13 protein-coding genes and 3 pseudogenes are annotated in these 26,221 nt (G+C 43.8%); 14 read left to right on the forward strand and 2 right to left on the reverse strand.

The window, feature by feature from the left end; all coding sequences use genetic code 11:
• Positions 1 to 188 precede the first annotated feature (188 nt).
• From AC58PV_RS27985 to sigK (AC58PV_RS28000), 4 genes and pseudogenes are all read left to right on the forward strand, one after another.
• On the forward strand, positions 189 to 368 hold the full coding sequence (locus tag AC58PV_RS27985; RefSeq protein WP_497436001.1) for an aspartyl-phosphate phosphatase Spo0E family protein: 180 nt from the start codon (positions 189 to 191) through the stop codon (positions 366 to 368).
• A gap of 163 nt (positions 369 to 531) precedes the next feature.
• On the forward strand, positions 532 to 3,672 hold the full coding sequence (locus AC58PV_RS27990; protein WP_497436002.1) for a heparinase II/III domain-containing protein: 3,141 nt from the start codon (positions 532 to 534) through the stop codon (positions 3,670 to 3,672).
• On the forward strand, positions 3,656 to 4,810 hold the full coding sequence (locus tag AC58PV_RS27995; RefSeq protein WP_497436003.1) for a glycoside hydrolase family 88 protein: 1,155 nt from the start codon (positions 3,656 to 3,658) through the stop codon (positions 4,808 to 4,810). The genes AC58PV_RS27990 and AC58PV_RS27995 overlap by 17 nt, the downstream gene beginning before the upstream one ends.
• Positions 4,811 to 5,171: 361 nt before the next feature.
• Positions 5,172 to 5,702, forward strand: a pseudogene (gene sigK / locus AC58PV_RS28000) (RNA polymerase sporulation sigma factor SigK); the annotation flags it as partial.
• Here sigK (AC58PV_RS28000) and AC58PV_RS28005 read toward each other — a convergent pair.
• Entirely contained in the window at positions 5,684 to 6,016 is a 333-nt protein-coding gene (locus AC58PV_RS28005) for a hypothetical protein (protein WP_497436004.1), read from the reverse strand. The pseudogene sigK (AC58PV_RS28000) and the gene AC58PV_RS28005 overlap by 19 nt on opposite strands.
• 24 nt (positions 6,017 to 6,040) lie before the next feature.
• Between AC58PV_RS28005 and AC58PV_RS28010 the strand changes: the two genes are divergently transcribed.
• Positions 6,041 to 6,319, forward strand: coding sequence for a hypothetical protein (locus tag AC58PV_RS28010; protein WP_497436006.1), 279 nt, complete (start codon positions 6,041 to 6,043; stop codon positions 6,317 to 6,319).
• Positions 6,320 to 6,418: 99 nt separating this feature from the next.
• Here the strand turns inward: AC58PV_RS28010 and AC58PV_RS28015 are convergent, their stop codons facing one another.
• Positions 6,419 to 6,628: a hypothetical protein gene (locus tag AC58PV_RS28015; protein WP_497436007.1), complete on the reverse strand. Its 210-nt coding sequence runs from the start codon at positions 6,626 to 6,628 to the stop codon at positions 6,419 to 6,421.
• A gap of 257 nt (positions 6,629 to 6,885) precedes the next feature.
• On the opposite strand from AC58PV_RS28015, the gene AC58PV_RS28020 reads away from it, so the two are divergent.
• The 9 genes and pseudogenes from AC58PV_RS28020 to AC58PV_RS28060 all read left to right on the forward strand — a co-directional run bounded on the left by AC58PV_RS28020 (position 6,886) and on the right by AC58PV_RS28060 (position 26,090).
• Positions 6,886 to 7,977, forward strand: coding sequence for a hypothetical protein (locus AC58PV_RS28020; RefSeq protein WP_497436009.1), 1,092 nt, complete (start codon positions 6,886 to 6,888; stop codon positions 7,975 to 7,977).
• A gap of 1,901 nt (positions 7,978 to 9,878) precedes the next feature.
• Positions 9,879 to 10,581, forward strand: a pseudogene (gene sigK / locus AC58PV_RS28025) (RNA polymerase sporulation sigma factor SigK).
• A 56-nt stretch (positions 10,582 to 10,637) separates the two neighbouring features.
• Positions 10,638 to 11,309: an ABC transporter ATP-binding protein gene (locus AC58PV_RS28030; RefSeq protein WP_497436010.1), complete on the forward strand. Its 672-nt coding sequence runs from the start codon at positions 10,638 to 10,640 to the stop codon at positions 11,307 to 11,309.
• Positions 11,310 to 12,153: 844 nt separating this feature from the next.
• Positions 12,154 to 19,818: an S-layer homology domain-containing protein gene (locus AC58PV_RS28035; protein WP_497436012.1), complete on the forward strand. Its 7,665-nt coding sequence runs from the start codon at positions 12,154 to 12,156 to the stop codon at positions 19,816 to 19,818.
• A 277-nt stretch (positions 19,819 to 20,095) separates the two neighbouring features.
• The gene (locus AC58PV_RS28040; protein WP_497436013.1) at positions 20,096 to 21,448 is read left to right on the forward strand and encodes a cytochrome P450; all 1,353 of its coding nucleotides are present in this window, start codon (positions 20,096 to 20,098) and stop codon (positions 21,446 to 21,448) included.
• 91 nt (positions 21,449 to 21,539) lie between these two features.
• Entirely contained in the window at positions 21,540 to 22,277 is a 738-nt protein-coding gene (locus tag AC58PV_RS28045) for an MBL fold metallo-hydrolase (protein WP_497436014.1), read from the forward strand.
• A 40-nt stretch (positions 22,278 to 22,317) separates the two neighbouring features.
• Positions 22,318 to 22,767 (forward strand): annotated as a pseudogene (locus AC58PV_RS28050) (acetyltransferase).
• Between the two features lie 858 nt (positions 22,768 to 23,625).
• Positions 23,626 to 24,624 carry a LacI family DNA-binding transcriptional regulator gene (locus AC58PV_RS28055; RefSeq protein ID WP_497436015.1) on the forward strand — a complete coding sequence of 333 codons (999 nt, stop codon included), beginning with the start codon at positions 23,626 to 23,628 and terminating at the stop codon, positions 24,622 to 24,624.
• A gap of 278 nt (positions 24,625 to 24,902) precedes the next feature.
• A complete protein-coding gene (locus AC58PV_RS28060; protein WP_497436017.1) occupies positions 24,903 to 26,090 on the forward strand; it encodes an ABC transporter substrate-binding protein in 1,188 nt (395 codons plus the stop codon).
• The last annotated feature ends 131 nt before the right edge of the window (positions 26,091 to 26,221 follow it).

Raw genomic sequence — 26,221 nt, forward strand, 5'->3', positions numbered from 1 at the left:
GTGCGCTTAGCTCTTTAACAATTTTATAAAATGGTAGAACGAGCATTTGCCTTTAAATCATATGTTTATATAATTGTTTAACAAAGTAGGAATTAACCTGTAAGTCAATAGGATATTGCCTTCATCACCTCGCTCTCCATGATTATAGTTAGAGAATGAGTATCGAAAATAGAATGGAGAATGATATTATGCAATCTATTCTTCAAGAGAAAATTGAATCGTTACGTTTTGAAATGATAAATCAAGCTGTAATAAACGGAAGTCTTACACATGAAAAAGTGATTTCAGTAAGTCAGTTGTTGGACCGATACATTTTGTTATATCAAAAACTTATTTTAGAACAAGCGAAATTGAAGTTTATTAGTTAAGACTACCTATGAGTATTAACTTCAGAAGGGTAGTTTTTTCACGTCCTTGTAAACAAAGTAGGAATTAACCTGTAAGTCGATAGGATATTGCCTTCATCATCTATCAATTCGTGACTATAGTTAGTAATTGAACATCGAATAATGATAATGAGGTAAATAACAGATGACGAAAGATCCAGGACATAAAGAAAAGCTGCAGAACTTAATCAACCGAGCTGAATACTTAATTACAACGAGAGGTCGCTTTTTCACAGAAGGGGCCAAATTGGCGATTCACGATATGATTCAAGACGCTTGCATGGCGTTAGAAGACACGTACCAACTTCCTTTTGTGAGAAGCCGCAGATTTTATTCGCCTAGAGAAGATGAAGCAGTTCACTTTACGACTAGGCGTTTTACGATGACACCGATCTACAAAGACGATGGAAATGAGCATAAGTACTATGGGTTGGAGCCAGCATTAGCGTGGTTTGAGAAGCAAGATATGATGATTGGTGGTCGAGCAAGTCTTCTTGCGAAATCAGATTTACTGATAGGTAAAACGGAGGAAATTCTGAGTACTGCCGTTATCGGAACTGAGATTGGTAATTATTCGGCAACTTCCTGTAAAGAAATAACATACGCTATTGAACAGATAAAGAAGGCGAATACAAGCTCTAGCAGCAGTGATGAAGAACTCGCTCTGGCAATTGTAGCAGGCTTCAATGCTCTGAGGAATTTCCGTTTTTCAAGAGTATTAAGGACGGATGTGGACCCCTCCGCTACTTTATATGTAACTCAAGAGGCTTTGGAAGAGATTATTAATAACACGAATATTGATCCTCTAGTAAAGCAACAGTATAACGAGATCGTTTCAATTGCGGATCGCTTTAGTTTGCCATATATAGAAAAGACTTCTCAACTGATGGGGGAAGATTGGGATTACAGCGAAGTTAATAAGGAATTCTATCTTTGGAGTAACACAGATAAAATCATTAATTTCATAGCTCCAGATCAAGCAGTTACAGCATCACTCTCTTTTGTTCTTCCATCCGTGGAGAATGAGCAGGACGGTCTTGGTCATGTTTGGATTGATGATCTTAAGCTTGAATCAGCGAGTGGAAATAACCCCGTGATTATGAATAGCAGCTTTGACGCAGGGGTTGGATCACCAGACCATTGGACACCAAAAGCACGAAGTGGAAAGCCCCTCATGATATGGGAGGGTAAGTACCCATATTGCGGTGGAGGGGACCGCTCTTACCCAAAGCAGTCAATTGAAGGCAAAGATCATGGTCTCGAGCCTCATTCCTTATATATTGGTAATCCTACCAGCAGTGATGAAGGGTCTTGGCAGTATGATAGTGACATTATGATTGTAAGTGGTAGTAGGTACACGATCTCTTTTGCCGCTAAAATTGAGGGGAAGTTTAAGCAAGGATTGAAGTTAATTCTAGTATTTAAGGATGTCAATGGTTGTGAACTCGATACGTTTGAGTATGATTTTAACCGAAAATCGTCTCTACCAAATTCCTGCTTTCTTTTGACTATGCAGTGTGACGCCATTCAATATGCTTTTACTAAGGAGTTGGTCTATGCCCTGAAAGCCAAAAAGGAGATTCTGTATACCCTGCATGATTTCTGTCAGGGTGCGGAGCACTGGCTGATTGAACAATTACGTCCAGATGGCAGTGATAGCTTCGGGGCTGTGCAAGGCGGAAGAGTACTGTGTTCCACTGCAGTAACGTATTCAATGATTAAAAATGCTGGGGTGTTCACCGAAGAGGAGAAAGCCAAATTTTACGCGATGGTTGAGTACCTCATGCGATACATGTTGGATTTACGTGACAGAACCGAACTCACACCGGAAGAAGCACAGCGTGCTTGTAGTAATTGGCAAACAGACATGTGCGCGGGAGCTGCATATATGATGTTAGTATTGGATGATTTCCCCAATCGAAAAGCATGGTTGTATAACGCGAATATGGTGCTCCGATCTCAATTGGAATGGAATGTGAATTCCGACCACTCTTGGCCAGAATCCATCCGATACCATCATGCAGCACTGGAACGATTTAGCGGCTATGCCAAGGTATTGGAAAATGTGACTGGGGACAACTGGTTTGCAACTACACCGCTAGCAGGCATGTTTGGTTTCAGTCTAGCAATGCAGACTCCAGGTTATACCTTTTTTGAGGGACGAATTGGAACCCCTCCATTTGGTGACCATGCCTTGGGTGGAGGTTCGGAATTCAGTGTTTTTGCAACGTATTTGACGGATATTGCGAAAATCGATCAGAAATTAGCAAGCAACATGCATCACACATGGCAGTTGGCAGGCAAGCCTTACAAACATTTCTGGGGGGAAGCGATTGCTTTTGAAAATCTGCTGGGTCAAAGCACGTCATATAAGCCATCTTCTCCACTTAGCCTGACTTCAACGCAAGATTATAGGGATGCTGGCATCACGATTTTCAGAAAAAGTTTTGGAGAGTCTCATCAAAGCTATTTTGCCATCATGTCCAGCCCCAAGCCGATCGGGCATGGTCATTTGGATCAAGGTTCTTTCATTATTTACAAAAATTCAGTGCCTATCGTCATGGATTCGGGCATCCAGGGTTATTTCAACTCCAGTACAAATTGGCACCTTAGTTCGTATTCTCACGCTTGCCTGCAATTCGCTACGAAACAAAGTGCTATTCTGAAACAAGGGAGCGGATTTATCAACCTTTCAGCAGGAACGTACAGCTTGGAGCGTGGTTGGGTTGATGTTCCTAAAACAAGTAAAGTTTTAGAATGCGAAATTGGCTCTGATTTGGAAACCATTACAATTGAGATTATGAATCCTGAAGGTACTGGCAAGCACATTCGCCAAGTATGGTATTGGAAAGAGTCAGATCTCTATGTGATTCGCGATACTGTTGTGGGGTACGAGGGCCAAGTATTATTTAGCTTACCAGTTGTTTCTCATCATTCCGTAATTGAAGAAAAGCGGGTCTACTCGACGGGGGTATATGGTGTTGATTTAGAGACAGTTTTCATCACAAAAGTGAAGGATCTCTGGTTGGAAAAAGGACGATCTACGCCAATTTGCGAGAATGAACAAGACTCAGATGTCTGCATGATGGATTACATTAGAGCGACCGCCGATGCTAAGGATGGTTTTCTAACGCTGCTCTATCCCAAGAACAGAGAAGCTCGAAGGCTCCAAGTATCAAGTGAAGACGAACTTACATTGCGCATTACTGTGGAGGATAAGACAATTGTATGGTCATTACCAAATTCATCCGATGAAGAGGAGAAAAAACATGTTAAACGTAAATGATCAGCAATGGTTGAACTCGGTTATCGATAAAATTTCATCAAAGATGAACTGGGTAAGCGAGAAATCGAAGCATAAAATTCCTTATACAACGATAAATGGAACACATGATGATCGTTCCGTAGATAACCCTTCAGGGACGATGGATAACGGTATTAATTGGTGGACGAATGGTTTCTGGGGCGGGATGATGTGGTTAATGTATCATGAAACCGGCAATGAAAAGTACAAAGATATTGCACGAATTTCAGAAGAGAAGCTGGATAAATGCTTCCAGGAATTCGAAGGGCTGCATCACGATGTAGGGTTTATGTGGTTACCTACCGCCGTGGCTAATTATAAAGTTACAGGTAACCCTGAATCTAGGAAAAGAGCCATGCATGCCGCCAATTTACTTGCTGGCCGTTTTAATTTAGCAGGCGGCTTTATTCGTGCATGGAATGACATTAAGGGAGCAGATACGCGTGGTTGGGCTATTGTGGATTGCATGTTCAATATTCCACTCTTGTATTGGGCAACGGAAGAAAGTGGTGATCCTCGTTTTATGCAAATCGCGATGAAACATGCGGATACAGCTATGACTGCCTTTGTCAGACCGGATGGTTCCGTCAATCACATCGTTGAATTCGATCCTTTTATTGGTGGTGTGGTAAGAACTCATGGCGGACAGGGCTATGAAGATGGCTCGTCGTGGACGAGAGGCCAGACTTGGGCGCTGTATGGATTTATGATGAGTTATAAGCATACGCAAAAAGAAGACTATTTGCATACAGCGAAGCGAATCGCTCATTATTTTATAGCAAATACACCTGAGAACGGAATTATCCCTGTTGATTTCAGACAGCCAAAGGAGCCTGCTTATGAAGATTCAACAGCTGCGGCGATTGCCGCTTGCGGATTGATTGAGATTGCGAAGGCTGTTGATTCATGTGAAAGTGATCTCTATTTAAATGCTGCATTGAAATTGTTGAAAGTGTTAGATGAAAACCGCTGTGACTGGACAACAGACTCCGATTGTATCTTGTTAAACGGCTCTGAAGCCTATCATCGTAATAACCATCATAGCGCTATTATTTATGGAGATTATTATTTGCTTGAGGCTATTTTTAAGCTGAAAGGAAATGATTTGTACTTGTGGTAAGGGAGTTGAAGTGACGGGGGGCACAAGAATGAAAGCCCGGGGCGTGAGGTGAGTAGGGGACGAAACCTTTCTAAATCTCATCTTGAGTTCAGACTATAGTGACCCTGATATAATACGTGTTGGGGATACATATTATATGATCTGATCCACCTTTCAGATGTTTTCTTGGCATAACTTTGCTTAAATCCACAGATCTAGTTAACTGGAAAACGATTGGAGCGGTTATAGTTAATTTAGTGAACTAGATCAGAAATTTGGCCGTGAACATTTGGGAGGATGTGGAAATTATAGAGACTAAAATAGGAGAAACATATCATATTGGAGTAAAACCCTGCCGTTATTGGCAGGGTTTTTTACGTTGCTTGTTGTACACAACCTCAAAAAATTCGACAATACGGGGGAAGATTTGGAAGATCTGATCTCCATCGGGACGATCGGTCTGATCAAAGCGATCGAATCCTTCTCTCCAAACAAAGGGACAAAGTTGGCGACTTTTGCTGCTCGTTGTATTGAGAATGAGATCCTCATGCATCTGCGCTCATTGAAAAAACACGGAAAGATGTATCCTTGCATGACCCCATTGGAACGGATAAAGAGGGGAATGAAACTACGCTAATTGACATCCTTGGCAGCGAAGCTGACGATGTGGTGGATGCGGTGCAACTGAAGATTGAGAAGTCGAAGATATATAAAAATTTAGAGATTTTGGACGACCGCGAGAAGGAAGTTGTTGTCGGACGGTTTGGGTTGGAGCTTGGCGGCGAAGAACGGACTCAGCGGGAGATTGCGAAGGAGCTGGGCATCAGCCGGAGCTATGTATCGCGGATTGAGAAGCGATACATAGCTCCGGCTGATGAAGTTGTATCATGAGTTTTATAAGGCGAAGCGGTAGAGGTCATTAGCGGCTTTGTAGCGATGGGGGCGCCCACCGTTTAAGCGAATAATAACAGAAACTTCTTCGAGATACTTCATATCACCTCGAACGGTCTTTTCGTCAGGTAGCGGACTATTGGCTGGCATTTGCGCATAGCAGATGTCTTGCAAGTCCTTGGCAGTTAGCTCCTGCGTGGATGCTTTCCGTTTCCTTAAGAGACTTAGCACGAAATAAGAAAAGGAGCAGCGGATCGGCAGATTCGTAATAGTTATATCGGAGCCCTTCGGAGAGCTCTGTTTCTTGCTCAGGAGGAAGCCCCTGCTGTAAGACACTTAGCATTTCTTTGAGGTTTCGAAGTGTTTTGTCATAGGTATGTACGGAAATGCCGAGGCTCGATCTCGGATGAGAGCAAGGGCGAGCTGCATCTGATCGCTTTGAACAAGAACAACGATTTCGCCATGAATGCGACGATCCATATTACCGGCGAGAAGCAGTACCGGCATGCGCGCGTATTCGCCTTCGACGGCTTGAGCGCAGAGATAGTCGAGCTACAGGGCATAGTGGACAGTGAGAACAATACTTTCATTTACAAGCTACCGAAGCTGACGGCCGAGCATATCGTATTGACCCGGTAAGATGTGCCTTATATAGAGCGCGCGGAAGTGATCCGCGCGCTCTATATAAGTATGTTCAACTGATAGTCGCCTCATTTTTCGATGGAGAAGGTTCTCAAGTCAACGCTGCGAGCGCGATTTTGAAGTGAGTTCCTTAATCGCTCGAATTAGTTCGGATCTGCTCGTCTGCTGCAGCACCTTTCCAGAAGTCGGAAACAGAAGCAAAAGGCGGAGTGAAACCTTGGAGAATTTGTCTCCATAGACCCCAACATACTCCGGAAACGTATGGTCCATCACCGCCAGAAACTGCAGCTTTGTTTGCACAGACATATCCGACAGGGATTCATGGAATCGCGTCAGATGGTGAAAATTTAGAAGTTGAGCCGCGGGCAAAATCTCCTGATTATTACACTCGCTCATAGACGAAATATCTGATGACTATACGTATCTGGTGGAGTTTTGAATATTATATTATTGTAGAAGGGAATAGCATGCAGGGATTTGCACTGCCTAGTCATCCACTTCTTAAAAGGGTATGCTGCACCAAATTAACAAATAGTGAATCACTTCGTTGGAGGGAATGAATCTTGAAAATAATTGGCACTACTTTTTCGGCGGGGCTGACGCCGATGACGATGTCGACCAACCGTGCAGCTTTTAAAATCAATCATCTAACGGACACTTCGCAGCTTGCCTTGTCTATTTCCCGCGTCGGCAGCGCAAAGTCCGAGTTTCTCGAGCGGTTCCGCGCAGCGTTGGATCCCGATGCAAGCTCCGCATCTTATGTGCTGTCGTATGCGGAGACATACACGAAAATCCGGGAAGAAATTTTAGGCGGTGAAAGCGACGCTCAGGAAATGTCGTTGAAACTTTTGGACGAGATATACGGCGAGGTGACCGGCGAGGCCGCGGATCGGTTGGCTAACCGCTTCGACGCCTTTTTCAACGGGCCGGAGAAGCTATCGGATAGATATCGGATGCCTTCGATGCCGTCCGGGTTCGACAGAGATTCGTTTCGCAACCATTTGACCAAACTTGCGGAGGAGGCTCGGCAGTTAGCGCTTGCGCATTCTGGAGAGGTAGCTGCTTACCTGGAACGTTCCGGGCCCGCCGATACGCTGGAATCGATGAGCTATCGCGATATAGAAGCGCTCTCAGGCGCATTGGCGGACATCAGCGCTTTGCGACCGCCGATTGCAGCCGGCAACGATCCGGATAAATTCGGCGCTGCGGTAGCGAACTGGGAGGCGGAGAGCCGCCGGATTCTTAACGCCGCCGGTCTCTCCGATCGCGTCAAGGACGCGGCCTCGAAGACGCTCCACGATTCGTCTCAAGCCCGGCTTAAGACAGGGTCCTATGCGCTTGCGGTGGATTCTTACAAAAGTAAAATCGATGAAACGCTCAAAAAATTGTCGCATCTCTCAAACTTGATCGCGACGATCAATGGCAAGCTGAATGAGTTAAAAGGACTGGACCCCGGAGATCCCCGCATACAGAACCTGCTGCGCAGGGAGCAGGAGTTGGAGAAGGGGCGCGCCGATTATTCCTCGGAGCTGAAGTCGAATAAAGCGAGCCTGAAAAAGCTCGAAAAGGATCCGGACTCCGTCGAAAGCAACGATACATACCGCCGAGCCAAGTCGGCTTACGACAACGCTTCGAACAATGGATCCAGTCAATAAAGCGGCATGGACATTTCCATTGCCGTCCCCGCCTGCATGTTGTCTTGAGGTCCGTTGACGATTCGGAGCGCCGCGGCGCCCGTATAGCCAGTTCTCCGATCACGCAGTGCGTTTGCTTGTAAGCAACCTTGCGGTATGCCCACACAGCAGGATTAATGAAACGAAATTTCCGACTGTAGTTCAATGTATATCCGAAGTTACCTACTACAATCCTCATTTAATTGGCTCATGGTCTTTGACGAGTGATCGAATCTTCGAATCGGATAATTATGCCCATTTGATCCTGTTCATTTCGCTGATGATGAGTGCATTGAGATAGACGGTCATGGTGGCTTTAGCTTTACTTTTAATAAATACATCTGTGAATTTAGACCTGGTTTTAGATGGCAGCTTTATTGAAAACAAGGAGTGACAATTTGAAATTCGAACTATTTGCAAAGAAGTTGCGAATTACTTCGGCATCTCCTTTGCGATATATAGGGGGATAATTACTGCGCGACCAACTATGTTTTTGAAGGGCGCGATATGGGAATATTACAAACCTGTTTGGTCAGATTGGTTGCAAGTCGGTTGGATGAGATTGAGTAATAAGCTTTTGTCTTTTGTGGGTAAGCTCAGAACCTGCTACCAGAACTATTTCGGTAGCAGGTTTTTATAGTTTCAGAAATGGCAAAATATTTGAAGATTTATCGATACATACTTACGACCTCGTGTGATTTTTCAGTGCCGACTTCCGTCTACATTCGCCGTCATTAAATAAGTTATATGGATTTATATCGGAATTTTATATAGGAGAACCGAGTCAATTTCACAATCTCAAACCCGCACCAAACCTATCTTTTTTCACATACAACGACTTGGAAAAACAGTCACGTTTGGGTCCGCCGCAGACATTAAACTTTCCAGCTATGCTCTATTCGCTTCGCATTGCAAAAATTGAACGAATGGATTTCGTGAAAGATATTGTTCGCCGTCTAAAAACGAGTGTTGAATTCCGCATGCAATGCTGCTTTACCGGCTCTGACGCTACGCCAAGTGAGGCTTCGTACTCTCGTCTCATACGTGCTATAAATGAACACCAACTCCTCGAAATGGTTCAGGACGGGCTAGTGCTCGATGCGATCTCAGAAGGCTTTTACCTGGGATTCATTTGGCGTTCGACTCTTCGGCAGTAGAGGCTTGGAACGCGGTCTTTCCAGACGCAGCCGCTAAGCGCAAAGCATCATGTCAAAAGAAAAAGGCACTTCCGCCGCAGCTCGAGCAACTTTCAGTTGTCATTGAAGAGGAGCTGAAAGAAGAAATAACATATTGTGGGCTGATATGGATATTCAAGATCAATTGGTGATATGGCATGAATATCATAAAAAATTAGTGATCTTATCTGGAGAATGGTACAAACTTAGAAAACGTGCGTGCTCTTCAGTAATTCTACAAAAAAGAGAAAAAGATTGTAACCGATTATGGGACAATCTCACTCTTAGAGGCGAAAGCAGTCGTTTTAGTTCAACATTTTCTGAGTAGCTTTGGGATCAGTGAACTGTTAGATGTTGCTGATATAGATATATCTAAGGTGGAGGAACTTGCAGCCAGAGGATTTATTTGTATGTCAGAATCAAAAAGTTTAGAGAGTTTAAGGACGTTAAATTGAAGTTTTTTCTGATGGAGATCTCAAAAGAGCAGGCGATGTATAGGTTCAATCGGAGGTGACTAAAGTTGCTTTCTTATCTTAGTGTAACAAGATCACCGCAAGTTAATTTAAATGAGCTATTTCCAGATGACTTCTTTGTCTAAGTTATAAGGTACATGCACTTCTAGGCTCCCACCTACATACACTAATACTAAGCTCAAAGCGGAGACTTCCGAACAGCTAAGATCCGCTAACACTGAAGGGGGTGGCTGGAATGCCTGGATTGTTTAGCGCAATAGCTGTATTAATAAAGCAGCTAACCTTGCTTGTATCCTATGTCAAAAATAATGCGTTTCCTCAACCACTTACCGAGGCAGAAGAAGAATTACATCTGAGGCAAATGGCAGAAGGTAATGATCATTCAAGGAACAAATTGATTGAACACAATTTGAGATTGGTCCGCTCATATAGTGAAAAAATTCGACAATACGGGGGAAGATTTAGAAGATCTGATCTCCATCGGGACGATCGGTCTGATCAAAGCGATCGAATCCTTCTCTCCAAACAAAGGGACAAAGTTGGCGACTTTTACTGCTCGTTGTATTGAGAATGAGATCTTGATGCACTTGCGATCACTCAAGAAAACTCGGAAAGATGTTTCATTACATGATCCGATTGGAACGGATAAAGAGGGGAACGAAATCACGATAATTGACATCCTCGGCAGCGAGGCAGACGATGTGGTGGATGCGGTGCAGTTGAAGATTGAAAAGTCGAAGATACATAAAAATTTAGAAATTTTGGACGACCGCGAGAAGGAAGTTGTTGTCGGTCGGTTTGGTTTGGAGCTTGGCGGGGAAGAACGGACGCAGCGGGAGATCGCGAAGGAGCTGGGGATTTCGCGTTCATATGTATCGCGTATTGAGAAGCGAGCGTTGATGAAGCTGTATCATGAATTTTATAAGGCAAAGCGTTAAAAGAATTAAATCGCAGACTTCATTTATTTGGCATCAGATAATGGGGGGCGAAGACAATGACAACATTAATTCAAATTGAGCATGTTAGCAAATTTTATCATATGGGCGGGGAGACAATCCCCGCCCTCAACGACATTTCCTTAGACATCGCGCAAGGCGAGTTTGTCGCTATTATGGGGCCTTCAGGCTCTGGAAAGTCCACGCTCATGAATATCATCGGCTGTTTGGACGTTTCGGACAAAGGCATATATGTGCTCGATGGGAAGCAGATTCACTCGCTGAAGGATTCACAATTGGCGGAAATTCGGAATCGGAAGATCGGGTTTGTATTTCAGAATTTCAACCTGTTGCCTAGATTAAATGCGTATGAGAATGTGGAGCTACCGTTGATTTATCGGGGATTAACGAGGAAGCAGCGTGAGACGTTGGTGCTACAGGCGTTGGAAGCGGTTGATTTGCTCGATCGTCGGAAGCACTTTCCTTCAGAACTGTCAGGTGGGCAGCAGCAACGCGTGGCCATAGCGCGAACGTTGGCTGGTGATCCGCCAATTATTTTGGCGGATGAGCCAACCGGGGCGCTGGATTCGAAGACAGGCGTGGAGATTATGGATATTTTCAGGAGATTGAACGAGCAGGGCAGGACGATTATTGTGATTACGCATGATCGGCAGGTTGCGGAGCAGGCGAAGCGGGTTGTAAGGTTTCGGGATGGGCGGTTGGTGGATTGAGTACAGAATGCATTGGTGAAATTTAGGTTCAAGAGATTGATTAAAACATCTAAATTAATATTACACTGTAAACCCGTGCAAATTGCGCGGGTTTACTCTTGATGTATAAATGTATCATACGAAAAAGTCATGTTAAAATCGTGTAATGATGACCTTCATGCTCAAGGAAAATAAAGATCGTTTTTTTGTTGTCGGTCAGCTACTGAGTTAACCGAGTCATGACCACAAGGACAGACTATTGATGAGGTTAATTCCGCAGTTGTACAGTTCCGAGTTGTACCTGGTTATTGAAGAGATATTTCCTTTCCCAAAATATGTGTACACGATACGGAAGTCATGAACAGATCCTGGGTTTAGTGAAAAAAATAAGATTCAAATTGTCACAACGTTTTTCGAATGATACAGTGGTACTTTTGGAGCAGATTAAAGAAATACGAGGGTATTTATCCATACAAAAAACGAAACAGCAAACGCACGGAAATAAATGTGAATGAATTAGGATGACTTTTAGTTGATATTGAAATGGAAAAGTATGACTACAGATGCGAATTGGAAACAAAAAAGATGATTAGTGAGTATCTAAAAGCCCGTTTTAATATTCCATATGAGGACGTTCAACAACAGGTTATTTCCCAAAGAAATCAAATAACAACAGTCAAAGATATTCATACTTTCGTGAAATCAATGTTAAATTTCTTTGTGATACTTATAGTCCGTCGACTCCATGCAAATAAGTATATTAATATGAAAAAGTTAGGAAATTGGCAGAGGCACTGTTCATAAGAACAGATGCTTTGCAAATGATACAAATTGTATCAATACAAGAGAGGAGGATCAATTGGGTATGAGATTGGAATTATCGAAAGTTATTAAAAAGCAGCTATCTATGTTATTGATCATGATAATGGTTGTGACCACCGTCATGCCTGCTGCAGTGAATGCTGCTAGTCCCAATGACAGAAATCTCTCTTCCGGCTCTATAACGGATGCTGTGTACACGAATATGGAGGGAATAAGGCAACTAGTTCAACCACGGTTACCCAGATCTGTAGGTTCGCTTTCATGGAACGTACTGACAAGAATGAACCGCGGTTACAATGCTTACATGTTGGCTACGTATGACTCACCGATTACAAAGCTAAGCTCAGATGAAAAATATTTGGCTTTTATGACTTACGCGGCTGATGATGAACATGCAGCAGGACGACAGGCTGTCTACGTACAAGATCGGAGTAAAGGGGTGTACCAACCTGTCAAAACCCCAGATCAAACAGGAACCGTCATTCATTTTGATATGACACCGGATGCTCGTTATTTCGTTTATACGTATGGAAAAGATATTATTAGCGGTAAAATTAGTGTCTATCTCTACGACCGAGTATCGGATGAGCTGGAAACAATTACTGACGTGAACGGATCCAGTGAGTTAAGGTTCGAGGATGGAGACTACGTTTCTATTAGTGCAAACGGACGGTATGTGGTATTCGATACAGAAGCGAAACTCGCCCCCCTAGATACCAATGAGGAGAAGGATGTGTACCTCTACGATCGGATGGGAACGGGGAATAAACTGGAGCGAATCAGTGTACCGCTGGAAGAACAATGGAATAACGACAGCTGGGCTCCTGCTATAAGCGGGGAAGGGCAAACCATTGCTTTTGTCTCTAGAGCCAAGCTAATAGAGAATGATGCAGGTATCTCTACAGATCGTGTGTATCTTTATGATCGTAGTGCTGGGACAGGCGCTGTGCTCAAGCAGGTAACTCAAGGGAAATCGCCTTCAATCAGTAGTGACGGCAGGTACTTGGCATTTACAACAGGGCGCAACGATCTAATCCCTGGAGATACTAACAACAAAGATGATATCTATGTTTACGATAGCAAAGAAAAAGGCTTTCTTCGAGCTTCATTGCAAGAAGATGGAAGCGAGCACGTAAACAGCAGTAGATATCCTTCTATCAGCCGTAATGGCGCTTATGTCGCCTATGAAGTGAAGAACGATGGCATTCTGGATCCATCCGATAGTTATGTGACAAGGATACAAGATCTAACATCGAAGAAAATTGCCGTACCTAACTCTTCTATCTCACTGAAAGCTCCAAGCCAACGACCAACGGTTGGAGATACAGGCGGTACGATTACATTTTTCTCTTCCTATATAGAGAAAATTAATGATATCGAGTTTCCATTTCGTGATTATTTCGTTGCAACGAACGGGACTGCACCAGTGTGGCAACCAGGCAGTAGCCTGCAAGCCACAAATATAGGAAAAGATCATATCTCGCTTAGTTGGCCGGAAGCAACTGATGTAAATGGGGTAACGGGATACGCTTTATATAAGAACGGATCGCCAATTGCCTATATTGCCGCTTCGGAAGCTAGGACGTATACCGTTACCAATGAATACCAAAGTTCAAATCAAAATGTGTTGTTTCAAGTTGAGGCTATAAACAGCCGTTATCACATGAGCATGAACGGTCCCACTTATACATGGATTCGGGATGGAGGAGAGAACCCGCCGCCGCAGGAGGAATCCCTCTATTTTGATTGGATTGGGGAGCGCAGCAATGTCGAAGGACCACTTAAACAAGGCGGCAAGGTTACCCTTCTTGCCGAGGGAGCGCCGGGACGTACTGCGAAAGCAGAATGGTCCTATAAGGAATGGGTTAATGATTCTCAGGTCGTAAAGACTTCTTCTATCCAGTTAGAGGAGTCGACAGATGCTCCAGGTTTTTATTCAGAGTCATTTTATTTAACAGCGTTGTCTACAGAACTAACGGATATGAAGCTGACGCTGAGTGGAGACGGAAAGGTAAAGGAGGAAGAAGCAGATGAACTGCCAATTTCAGTTGGAGGCGGCCTAGATATCACATTTACCGGAGCCACACCTTCAGAGCTGCAAGGTTCGGTTCTAACTGTTTCGCAGGTAAACGCTGAGGAACAAACCTTTATCCTTGATGGCGATGAGCTTGGAATTATTGATGGATTGTGGGCAGATAAGGATACAACCATTACGCTCCGAACGCCGGATTATCGGTACGAAATGGGCAGCTTGCAGGATATCCAAGTTCAACCTGGCCGCACACAATCTCTCTCCTTTCCTGTGACAATGCCTGCACAATTTCGTGTGAAAGTAGTAGATTCGGAAGGAAAGCCTGTTTCCGATGTGCCGATCACACTATGGGATTCAGAACGCCAACTACTGGGGACAACTTCCACGATGTCGGACGGGACAACGAACTGGCGTGAAGGATTGTTACGAAATCAGACAGTAACTGTTGAGCTGGAACTTGGTGATATGTATTATGAGCTGTCACCCGGGTCTAATCTAAACTTCACCTTGGATAAGGGCGATAATGAGGGGGTTATACGTCTCATTTCTCCCGATCATGGATATCTAGAGCTCACGGTCAAGAGCCCGGACAACAAACCTGTATTTGACGCTATCGTTACCGCTACCCAAACCTATAAGGGGAAGCCAATCGTCACGAGAGGCCGAACCAGCTTGGACGGCAAGGTTAGGTTTGACTTGTTTGTTGGTGAAGTAGCGCTTGAAGCTACCCAGTACTCTTATGAGTACAGCTCTTCACTCCTTATCACACAAATTAAGCCTCAAGCTACTGTTCTCATGGATATCCCGATGAAGCAGCCAGACCATTATGTCATTAATCTCAATGTTTTCAAAAAAGCATTGGATACGGAATGGATAGGTCCGCTCAATATGAGCAATGAGAATTTTATGTCCACCGTCAGCTCCAAGCATGGGTGGGTGAGGACCTACTTTTCCAATGCAGTTACACTGGGCGGAAATCCTGGTGAGAAGGTTGAAGTGTGTGTAACAGGAACCATTTATACGTATATAAATACTTGTAATCAGGTCACTATGGACGAAAATTCAAATGCGACTGCTGAGGTTCGCCTGGAGGAAAAAGGCGCTCGCATTCAGGGCCTAGTCGAAATGGGGCGCAACATACGTTATGACGCTCAAATTTATGAAATTAAGCCTAATGGAAGCAAACAATGGGTAGCGGACTCTTGGGACGCTCATTTCCAAGCAGCCCCTTTTAACATTAATATCCCATCGGGCGGGACCTTCCGAATGGAGATAACCAAAAGTGTACGGGATCAGAACTATAAAATGCATTACGAGTACGCGAATGTAGAGTTTACGATTGAACAAAATCAAGTTAAAAATCTGGGTGCGATATCGTTTAATTCGACAAGTTATTTTAACAATCAATCTGGTAATTATTTTACAGCCCAGCCAGCGCGAGCCATACCAGGCAGTACGATTGTGTTGAAAGCTTTCTACCGGAATAATTCGGATAAAATAGCAAAAAGTGCGCGCCTGGAGTTAGAAATTCCGGAAGATATGACGTTAGTATCGGATACGAATGGAAACAAAGCAGTAACGGGGGGGAAGGGGAATAGCCCAGTTACCGTTGAAGGACGTACACTTCTCGTTCCTTTGGGTGATTTAGAGCAAGGAAGCAGCGGTACGGTAACATACAAGCTTATGGTATCTACAGCTTTTAATAAAAAGAGCTTATCCGCTTCTGCCAGAATTCATACCCAGCTAAGCACAGAGCCGGAAACCATCGGGACGGTTCATCTGGATACTCCTAAAGTCACGCTTGATGTCCCGACAAAGATTTCAGATGCTAGCATGAGAACGGAAATTAGCGGCTATGCTCCAGCAGGAAGCACTGTAAACCTGTATGACACGAATGTCAGGATCGGCGGAGCCGTCGCGAATGCTTCTGGCATTTGGAAGGTTTCTGTAACGCTTGTAGACTTAGGAAACCACAGTATGCACGCTTTGTGGGCAGAAACAGCCTTGAACCAAGTAACCTTACAATCAGAGAAAGTCTACGCGATGTACGATAAGAATTTCCCGCAGTTGGAAAAAATGGTGTTCTCCCAAGCGCCTGACGGCAGATGGATAACAATAGAGCCAGGGAAAAACCTGCCGGAATTACCTTATTCAGTTTATCCGGGGAATCCGTTTCTATTTGATTTGCAGTTTACCAATCCCGGTGAATTAGAAAATGTTCGCGTTTATATGGATGGTCAAGAAGGAGAACCTTTGTTGGCTACAAGAGAAGGAGATCTATTTCGAGCTACCGTTCCCACAACCAAGGATGCTTTGGGGGGCATATATGTTGATTATGATGTGAAAAATCAACCGCGCACCTATGATGGCAGCTTGCCGGATCTTGAACAGATTCGTGCGTCTATGCCTTTGAAGATGCGAGACTTTGAAGTTGTTTCCATGGAGCCTTTGGCATTATCCGATGGTAAATACACAGGAGCTGTTGTTCTTCGCTTTCCACAACTCCATAGCTACAAGATTAGTTATACGTTGACTATCGATCTTAATTCCAAATACAAGCCGACGGAGGAGGAAAAGGAGCTCGCTAAGCGATCGGGTGTACCGGCCGTGCAGAAAATGACTGATTTCACAGAGACGGATACAGCCATGAATATGAAGTTGAGAGGTTATATACCGAGTAATCTCCTCCTGCAAGAGAAAGCTGGCTTGCAAAGTGCTGCGGCAGGAGGAGATTGGGAACATACAGCTGAGTATTTCATGGATATTAAGGCTGATGTGGATGAGATAGATGATCAGTTAAATGAAGTTAAGGAACAATACGATGACTATATGGAATATGCGGGGAAAATTAACAAGATTATGTACAATGTTGAGGCCAGCGGTCTCGATTGTTTGGACGAAATGCCAACGACGGCTAAAGAGGCAGGAAAGGCATTGGCAGCTGTTATCCTAGGTGAAGTAGCGAAGACAGCGATGAGCGCAGGGGTAGGCGTAATGGCCCTGAGCGGCCCCGCAGGTGTTGCGGCTGGCGTTGTTTCAGACATTGTTGGAGATAAAATTGATAACTATGTCGATGAACAGATCGATGCCGTAGGCGCAGGTTATAATGAATGCAAAGAAGACCCTGACCTTGATAAAAAGAAACATAAAGGTCAAAAAGTAGCTAGTCCTAAATGGATTTACGATCCTAGCGGATTCGTATATGAAGCTGTAAAAAGCAATCCACTTGAAGGCGCTGTTGCAACAGTTCTTTATCAAGACGTGAATACGGGCGTTTGGAAAGTTTGGGATGCGGAGGCGTATGACCAGGTGAATCCGCAATTAACCGACACTGCGGGAAAATACGGTTGGGATGTTCCGCCTGGCAAATGGAAGGTTGTTTGGAAGAAAGACGGGTATGAGTCACTTACAAGCGCAGAATTAGATGTTCCACCACCACATACGGAAGTAAACGCTGGACTGATTTCTAGAACTGCTCCACAAATCTCGACCGTGTCGGGCGTTACTTATGAGGGGGGGAGTTATGTAGATATTACGTTCTCCAAATATCTCAAAGTAACTAATTTGTCAGAGGGTGCTGTTGCCATAACGGGTGCTGGTAATACCTTGTTGAAAGGAACCGCTGAGTTTATCCAAGTAGAGGAAAGCGCGTCAAATCCTAGTGCAATGGTGTCTCGAATCGTCCGGTTTACACCTAAGGTAAACTTATCAAGAACTGGAACATATCAAGTGAAACTTGATAATATCTTTTTTACAAGCTATGCAGGCACGATGATGTTGGATAAAGATGCAGGGTCGATCGTGATTCCAATGCGTACATTGGACATAGTTGGACCAACCGTGGTACATGCGAGGATGGAAAGCGGCGGTCGTATGATTCGGATCACTTATAATGAGCCTATTCAACCGACTGCGGATGTTTCCAAATTTCAGTTGAATGGAACGGCGGATACGGTAACTTCAGCTGTCGCTGTAACGAAACAAGGTGTGGCTGAAACGCGTGAGCTGCTTTTAACTTTACGTGGCCCTATTATAAATCAATCTTATCTGAATTTATTGCCAGATGCCGTCCAGGACAAGGATGGCAATACATCAAAGGAAGGTACACTGCAGTTAGTCTCTGATAGTATGCCTAACCTAAGTGAGCTCAGAGTAGGAAGTGGAACACTGAGTCCGGCATTCGATCCTACACAATACGAATACAGTTTGAAATTGCCTAAAGGTTCGAAAGAGCTTGAAGTAACAGCAGTTACAGCAGACCCTAAAGCTAAACTAACAATTGGCTCAGTGCCGGCTGTCAGCGGATTAATGAAACCGATGTCCATACCTGATGATGGAATCATCCATATAGGAGTTGAACTTGGCGGCGGTACAGTGACGAAGACCTATAGCATTCGTATTAGTGACTATATCCCAGATCCGAACTCACCTTCGACACCTTCACCTCCGAATGTGGGAGGCGACCAAGCTGTGGATTTGAATAACTTGGGTGAAACTGCTGATAAAGTAAGGAAGACAGCATTGGACGGAAGACGCAGTTTAGTCGTAGGTATTAGCAAAGAAACTGTCGCGAATGCTTTGAAAGTTGGCAAGCAACCTAAACAGCTTTATGTGGAGTTGAAAGATTCCGTAGATGAAATCATTCTACAAGTTCCTGTTGAAGCACTTCAAGCAATGAAAAACAATCAACCGATTATAGTTGTGAAAACAGGCCTGATGAATGTCCAAATCGATGCTGCCGCGGCACTTCAACAATTGGATTTGGCGAAGGGAACGATGTTCCAACTGGTTATTGCCAAGGCAGGCGATCAGCTAGAGGCAGCAGCAGTCAGAGTGGCACATCAACAAAACGAAACTTTGCAAATGATGTCTTCTGCCGTAGTTGTTAGTGCTGAAGCTATCCAGAGCAACAACCAGGCTTCTCCCATTTTGAATGCTTTGCAAGGACAATATACAGTGCAGGAGTCAAACGCTGAGCGCAGCGATGTGTATCAATTTGATGCTAATTCTTCCGTATGGATATATGTTGAGAGTATGAAGAATGAAAAGGGGAAAGTATTGCAGTTTGATCTGCTCTCTGATGATATTTATGCTGTAATGAGCATTGGTAATCGTTTTGAAGATATGGCGGGACACTGGGCACAGCCGGATGTTGATTGGATGTTACGCCACTTATTGGTGAACGGAGTAACGCAAACAGTGTTCAAACCCAATAGTACAGTAAAAAGAGCAGAGTTCGCGGCTATGCTTGTAAGAGCTCTCGGGATCCCATTATCCGAGAATCTTCCTCAAAATCACTTTAGCGATGTCGATATCAAAGCTTGGTACTATGAGGCTGTTCAGAAGGCTGTATCCAAGGGACTCATAGATGGGGTGGACCTGGAGCGTTTTGCGCCAGAAGAGTCGATCACTCGCGAGCAGATGGCTGTGATGATTGGCCGTGCTTATCGATTCTTGGGACTCGGCAGTACTTCGTCAGGGGACTCTGCTTCGCTGGCCCCATTCATTGACAGCAGTAGTGTACAAGATTGGGCTAAAGCCGATGTCACTCTGGCAATTAAGGAAGGTTTCATGATTGGTGTAACTGCTGAAAGCTTTGAGCCCGGAGGGATCACGACTCGTGCGCAAGCTGCAGTAGTATTGAGAAGATTACTTGAGTATAGTGAAAGAAAATAATATTTATAAGCGGGCCTATAGAGCAGTTTCTATTGGCCCTTTTTTCATGAAAAATTATGGACATACAACCTTCAAAACCTGTTTTATTATTTAATGAAATTGATACTTATAGTCCGTCGACTCGGCGTAGCGTGTAATATAAGATTGATGCATACACTTTGAACAAAATACTAGAATGTAAACCTTTTTATTGGGCTGTATACTACGAAATGTGCCCAGTGAGGGTTACTGCCTTATGGTGTAAATATAGATAAAATGAAATGAGGAGAAATTATTAATGAATGCAACAATGGAGAATTTACAGCCCCCCCAGGGACCAAAGGGATCTTTGCTTGGCGGGAATTTGATGGCATACCGGAATGATCCGCTCGGGTTCTTAACAGGACTGCAAAAGGATTACGGTGGAGTGGCTAAAATTAGATTTGGCCCTCAGACCATGTATGTTATTTATGACCCGGCGCTTCTAAAAGAGGTCTTAATTACAAAACAAGAGCATTTTGTTAAGTTAAAAGGCTTTCAAGAGGCACGTCTTTTTGTGGGAGACGGGCTAGCGACCAGTGAGGGTGAGAAGCATAAGCGGATGAGACGTACCATGCAGCCGCATTTTACAAGAGCGCATATTCAGACTTATGCCAAGCAAATGGCAGAGATTGTTCGAAGTGAATTAGATACTTGGAAATCAGATCAAGAACGTATGCTCACGGATGATATATCAAACATCACTTTTTCAATTATTGCTAAAACCCTTTTCAGTTTAGACGGAAATGATCATTCTCGTGCAATCAGAGAGCCTTATGAGTTAATTAATCAGATGTGTTCAGAACGGATGCGTTCGCTTATGGCGGTACCTCTGTTCATTTCAACCGCCAAAAACCGAGCTTACAAAGATGCGCTTCAAGCGTTAGATTCTGCTGTGTATTCGATCATTCAGCAAAGAAGATTGAATCCTGAACTAGGAAATGGTGATCTTCTTTCTGTACTACTTACGGCCAAAGATGAAAATGGAGCCGTTATGAGTGATAGGGAGCTGCGTGACGAATTGATGATTATGTTTATCGCGGGGCATGAAACTTCGGCAAACGCGTTATCGTGGGCTTTTTCATATATCTTGCAGCAACCTGAGGTAGAGTTAAAACTTTATGAGGAGTGGGATCGTGTACTAAGAGGAAACGATCCCTCTGATGCGAATTATATGCAGCTTACCTATACGCAAAACGTACTATGGGAGGCGATGCGATTACGTTCACCGAGCTTTTTTACGGGACGTTCTGCAACAGCGGACGTTGAGATCAGTCATTTTACAGTGAAGAAGGGGCAGTCCATTCTATTTAGTCCTTACGCGATGCACCAGAATCCTGAATATTTTCCAGACCCTTTATCTTTTATTCCGGAACGGTTCGAGAATGATCTCGTGAAACGGATACCGCAGTTTGCTTATATTCCTTTCGGCGGTGGGCCGCGTGGTTGCATCGGAAGCCATTTTGCAATGCTAGAGATGGTGATCGCTTTGTGTATGATCGGTCAGCGTTATCGGGTTCGTTTAGTGCCAGGTCAGCTACCGATCGAAATGGAGCCACTAATGACATTACGTCCTAAGAATGGCATTAAGGTGATATTGAGAGAGCATTAAGTAGAAGGGTTGCTGAAAATAAGATAAGTAGTTCTTGGCAAATATAATAGGTATCTTACTCTACTAAAATAATGTTTAAAAGGGAGTATCTATGACTAACTTTCATCTACTAGAGATCGAGTTCGAGAATAATGGACAAAAACAGAGCATCACTCCGACCATTATTCGAAGTAACTACGATACGATTCTTATCGACTGCGGGTACCCAAATTTTATCCCTCTACTTGAAGAAGCGGTTAAAAGGCATGATGTCACATTCGATTCGATTTCAAAATTGATTGTGACGCATCACGATTTGGACCACATCGGTTCACTAGCTGCATTAAAACGGAAATACCCAAACATCGAGATTGTCGCACATGAACTGGATGCACCTTACATTGAAGGGGCAAAAAAGTCGTTGCGGCTTGAACAGGCTGAATCAACCTTTAACAATTTATCGGATGAAGCTAGACCGCATGCGGAACAGTTTATTCGCTTAATACAATCGATTGAGTCAGTTCCTGTTGATCGGACTGTTTCCAATGATGAGCGGCTTCCTTGGTGCGGTGGCATCGACATTATTCACACGCCAGGGCATATGCCGGGCCATATTTCGTTGTTTCTTCCTGCCTGCAGAACGCTGATTGCGGGTGATGCTGTCGTAATCGAAGAGGGGAAGCTCAATATCGCAAATCCTCAATTCACATTGGATTTGGATGAGGCCATCCGCTCTGTCCAACGATTGCTAGATTATGATATTGAAAAGTTAATTTGTTATCATGGGGGTTTATTTGATGGCGACGTAAAGCATGCGCTGCGACAACTTATTCGTAAATATACGTCTTAAATCGTCTGATTTATAAAACACTAATATTGGAGGCTGTAAAGTGTTAAAGGTAATCGTACCGTATCAGACACAATATCATGACAAATTAGTGAGTATTTGGTACCGAGCTGTTGTCCAAACCCATACTTTCCTGACTAACGCTGAAATTGAATTCTACGATCAGATCGTACGAAATGGTGCTTTGAGAGAGGTAGAGATTTGGATTGAATTAAACGAAGATCAAGAACCAATTGGCTTTATTGGGATGGACGGATCAAAAATCGAAATGTTATTCGTAGATCCTGAACATCATGGGAGGGGGACAGGCCGTCGGTTAATAAAGCATGTATAAGCACTAAAGGGAGCGAATCTCAGAGTTGATGTTAACGAGCAGAATGATGGAGCACACAGCTTCTATAAACGACTTGGTTTTGTTCAAATTGGAAGATCTGAGCTTGATTCTTCAGGCAATCCTTTCCCTCTGCTGCACTTGGAGTATATTCAACCTTAAAAGAGAATGTTGGCACCGTATTGCCGACTTCTCATACACGCCAGAATTTATATGTATTTGGGGTTGGTTGGGGTAAGCGAAGCTTATCAATTATTTAAGCCTTTAAACGTGTTCTCAATAGCCCAATTGAATAAGTATTTAGAAGGGCCATGTAGAATGTGTTTCTATATGGCCCATTTATATATTTAAATAGGTCAACTCCTTCACTCGCCTGTTGGAACGGATAAATAGCGTTAGTGGCAATTACATGTTCAGCAATGTTAAATGGAATTACTTCAGGGAGTGCTTTGGTGAAGAAAGGACATTTTAAATTAAAACTTAATTTTGCACAAAAAACAGATATTTCAGCCGTAATTTTGCGTGGAACGGATAAGGATGGCGGCAGCGTTCCAGGCATTTGGAGAACAAATAGAGCAGGAACTAGGTGGTGCTTAGTATTACACAGGGTGAAATGGTTGTGACACCAGGTTTTAAAAAGGATGTTAAAGAACCGATTGGTAAGGTAGCCAAACCATATGTGAGACCATATAAACTAATGAATAAAATAATGATCTTTACTGCAAGTAGGAAATAATCTTTAATTGAGTATTTCATACTTGCATCTCCTCATGTAAAAAGTTAAATTGAATAGTGAATAGTATTCTTTTCAGTTTACTTCCGGTTAGTATATAAATTTACCGATATATACCATTATATTTTGTGTCCAATAGATTGCTAATAGTTACAAGAGTTGCATAACGGTGCTTCGCGCACAACTTATTAGGGTCGATGAATTCTTTAAACTGCCTTCAAATGTCAGTTTAAGTGACAGGCGAATAAGGGATATTATTGCCGCCGTAGACGAAGGAGGAGAGCTGCTTGGCATTAACGATCAAGGATATTGCTTCTATGGCCGGGGTCTCTATATCTACGGTTTCCAGAGTGCTGAATAACAGCAAGCCTGTCAAAGAGGAAGTCCGCCAGCGGATTATGGCGGTCATTGAGCAGACCGGCTTTTTGCCCAATGCGAATGCAAGAAGTCTTGTTAAGAAGGAAAGGTTGCTCATTGGTGTGATTGTACCGGAAATCAAAAATACGGTTCTTGATGAATTAATTAACGGTATTCAAGTCGTTGCGCAAATGTACGGATATGATATCATGCTCAGCCTGACTTCGGGGAAGCTATCCACGGAGCTTCATTATTTTAATTTTTATCAGGAAATGAGAGCAGATGGCATTATTCTATGTACGTTGAAAGAGGAGCATATTGAGACGTTAAAAAGAGTCAATATTCCATGTATCGTGATCGGCAATGTTTCTGAAATGGTGTCGGTTCCTTCCGTTCATATTGATAATGTGACTGCTGCCTATGAAGCAGTTACTTATTTGATCAAGAACGGGCATCGAGATATCGGCATGATTCGAGGAGCTGAGGGAGATACCGTTGTGGGCAAGCACCGGTTTCAAGGCTTTCAGCAAGCATTGGTTGACGCTTCCATTCCATTGCGGGAGGAATGGGTGATTGAGAGCGAATTGTCCTTGCACGAAGGGGAACGATGTATGAGGAAAATTATGGAAAATGGCTCGGTGCCGACGGCCGTGTTTTGCGCGGCTGACCGTATTGCCATAGGCGCGATCAAGTATTTAAACGAGCGTGGAATCAAAGTGCCGGATGATATTTCAGTCTTTGGATTTGACGATATTGAAATGGCTTCCATCATTTCCCCAAAGCTGTCCACCGTCAAATACTCGGCAGAGGATATCGGGATGACGGCCATGCGCCAACTGATCAAAGGGATGAAAGACGATACAATGACGGTACAACATACGGATTTGCCCCATCACCTGGTCATAAGGGACAGTGTCAAGGCAATCTGAATGAGAGGTTGGAATGCACGTTTATTTCATGAAACGTGTATTTTTTTTGAAATCTTGCAGAAGGAATCGATCCCTCCCCCGCCCGTTGACATTAGAGTGGATTGGCGATATAGTTGACTTAAAAAAGGAAAACGTTTTCCTAAAATTCGACGATATTCATCCTCTACTCGAATGAATTTGGTACAAAATTGATACTATTCAGGCCGATTATGGATTATTTTCCTTCAATTCGGGAAAACGATACCAATAAATTGAGTTCTAAAAGGGAGCGGATTTCCATGTCTGAACATGCAGTTGACAAAATTGAAATTACGTATTCAAACACAAAGGATGGCGCGACATTGAAATTGGTCGAAGCCTTTGAGAAGCTTCATCCGCATATTAAAGTGAATTTCAAGGCGATGCCTGCGGCGCCGGATGAGGTGCATGAGCAGTATATGGCGATGTTCACGGTCGGCTCCTCCGAAATTGACGTGATGGACATCAATGTCATCTGGCCTGCAGGCTTTGCTGTAGAAGGGTATCTCCTGCCGCTTGACGATCTCATCCGCAGAGATGGCTTGAATATGGATGAGCACAGCGCCGGAGCCCTTGAAGCCGCGGTGTATAACGGCAAGCAATGGGGAATTCCACGTTATCAGGAAATAGGACATCTGTTTTACCGGACAGATATTGTCACCTCGCCGCCGGAGACGTGGGAGGAATTAATCGTGCAAGCGAAGGCGCTGAAAGAACAAGCGGACATGAAGTATGGATACGTGCTGCAGGCCGCGAAGTACGAAGGCTTGATATGCAACGCTGTTGAATTTATAGCCGCTTATGGAGGACGAATTGTTGACAGACAAGGAAATATCATGATCAATAGTCCGGAAACGATTAAAGGTCTCAAGGTGATGAAAGAAATCGTAAGCTCCGATTTTGTTCCCGAGGACATTCTTAGGTATATGGAACCGGAAAGTGAGCACGATTTTCTCGAAGGCTCCGTCGTGTTCAACCGAAACTGGCCTTGCAATTATGTCATCGCTCAGGATACATCCAGATCGAAAATTGCCGGCAAGGTTGGCATAGCTCCTTTGCCAAGAGGCGATGCTCGCTCGGCGGCTACGCTTGGCGGCTTTATGACAGCGATCAATAAAGACTCGAAGCATCCCGAAGCGGCTTGGGAGTTTGTGAAGTTCATTACCGGAATGGAAGGCCAAAAATTGCAGGCACTGATAGCCGGATCGCCGCCAACCCTGATGAAGCTGTATGGAGATAAAGATATTCAGACGCAAATTCCGTTTTTTACAGAACCAGGATTTTTGGCAGGCATGAGCAACTCCGTAGCCCTACCGGTATCTCCCATTTACCCTAAACTCTCTTCCATCATGCAAAAAGAAATCCATCAGTTCCTGTCCGGGCAACAATCGGCTGAAGAGGCCGTGCATGCGATCGAAGCGGAGATGAAGAAACTTTTGTACAAATAAGAGAGGTGAACGACGATGGATTTATCTGCAGTGTGATCTAACAGGCTAGGTAGCTGTCGTTACAGGTGTAAGCAAAGGGATCGGGTATGGAATTGCCTTGGAGATAATAACCTGCCCTGGACCGATTTTTA

The organism is Paenibacillus sp. J22FR83 (assembly GCF_059691955.1).

Excerpts from the sequence above, each read along its gene's own strand:
- AC58PV_RS27985 (WP_497436001.1), top strand. The coding sequence starts at position 189 with ATGCAATCTATTCTTCAAGAGAAAATTGAATCGTTACGTTTTGAAATG.
- AC58PV_RS27990 (WP_497436002.1), top strand. The coding sequence starts at position 532 with ATGACGAAAGATCCAGGACATAAAGAAAAGCTGCAGAACTTAATCAAC.
- AC58PV_RS27995 (WP_497436003.1), top strand. The coding sequence starts at position 3,656 with ATGTTAAACGTAAATGATCAGCAATGGTTGAACTCGGTTATCGATAAA.
- AC58PV_RS28015 (WP_497436007.1), bottom strand. The coding sequence starts at position 6,628 with ATGTCTGTGCAAACAAAGCTGCAGTTTCTGGCGGTGATGGACCATACG.
- AC58PV_RS28030 (WP_497436010.1), top strand. The coding sequence starts at position 10,638 with ATGACAACATTAATTCAAATTGAGCATGTTAGCAAATTTTATCATATG.
- AC58PV_RS28035 (WP_497436012.1), top strand. The coding sequence starts at position 12,154 with ATGAGATTGGAATTATCGAAAGTTATTAAAAAGCAGCTATCTATGTTA.
- AC58PV_RS28040 (WP_497436013.1), top strand. The coding sequence starts at position 20,096 with ATGAATGCAACAATGGAGAATTTACAGCCCCCCCAGGGACCAAAGGGA.
- AC58PV_RS28045 (WP_497436014.1), top strand. The coding sequence starts at position 21,540 with ATGACTAACTTTCATCTACTAGAGATCGAGTTCGAGAATAATGGACAA.
- AC58PV_RS28060 (WP_497436017.1), top strand. The coding sequence starts at position 24,903 with ATGTCTGAACATGCAGTTGACAAAATTGAAATTACGTATTCAAACACA.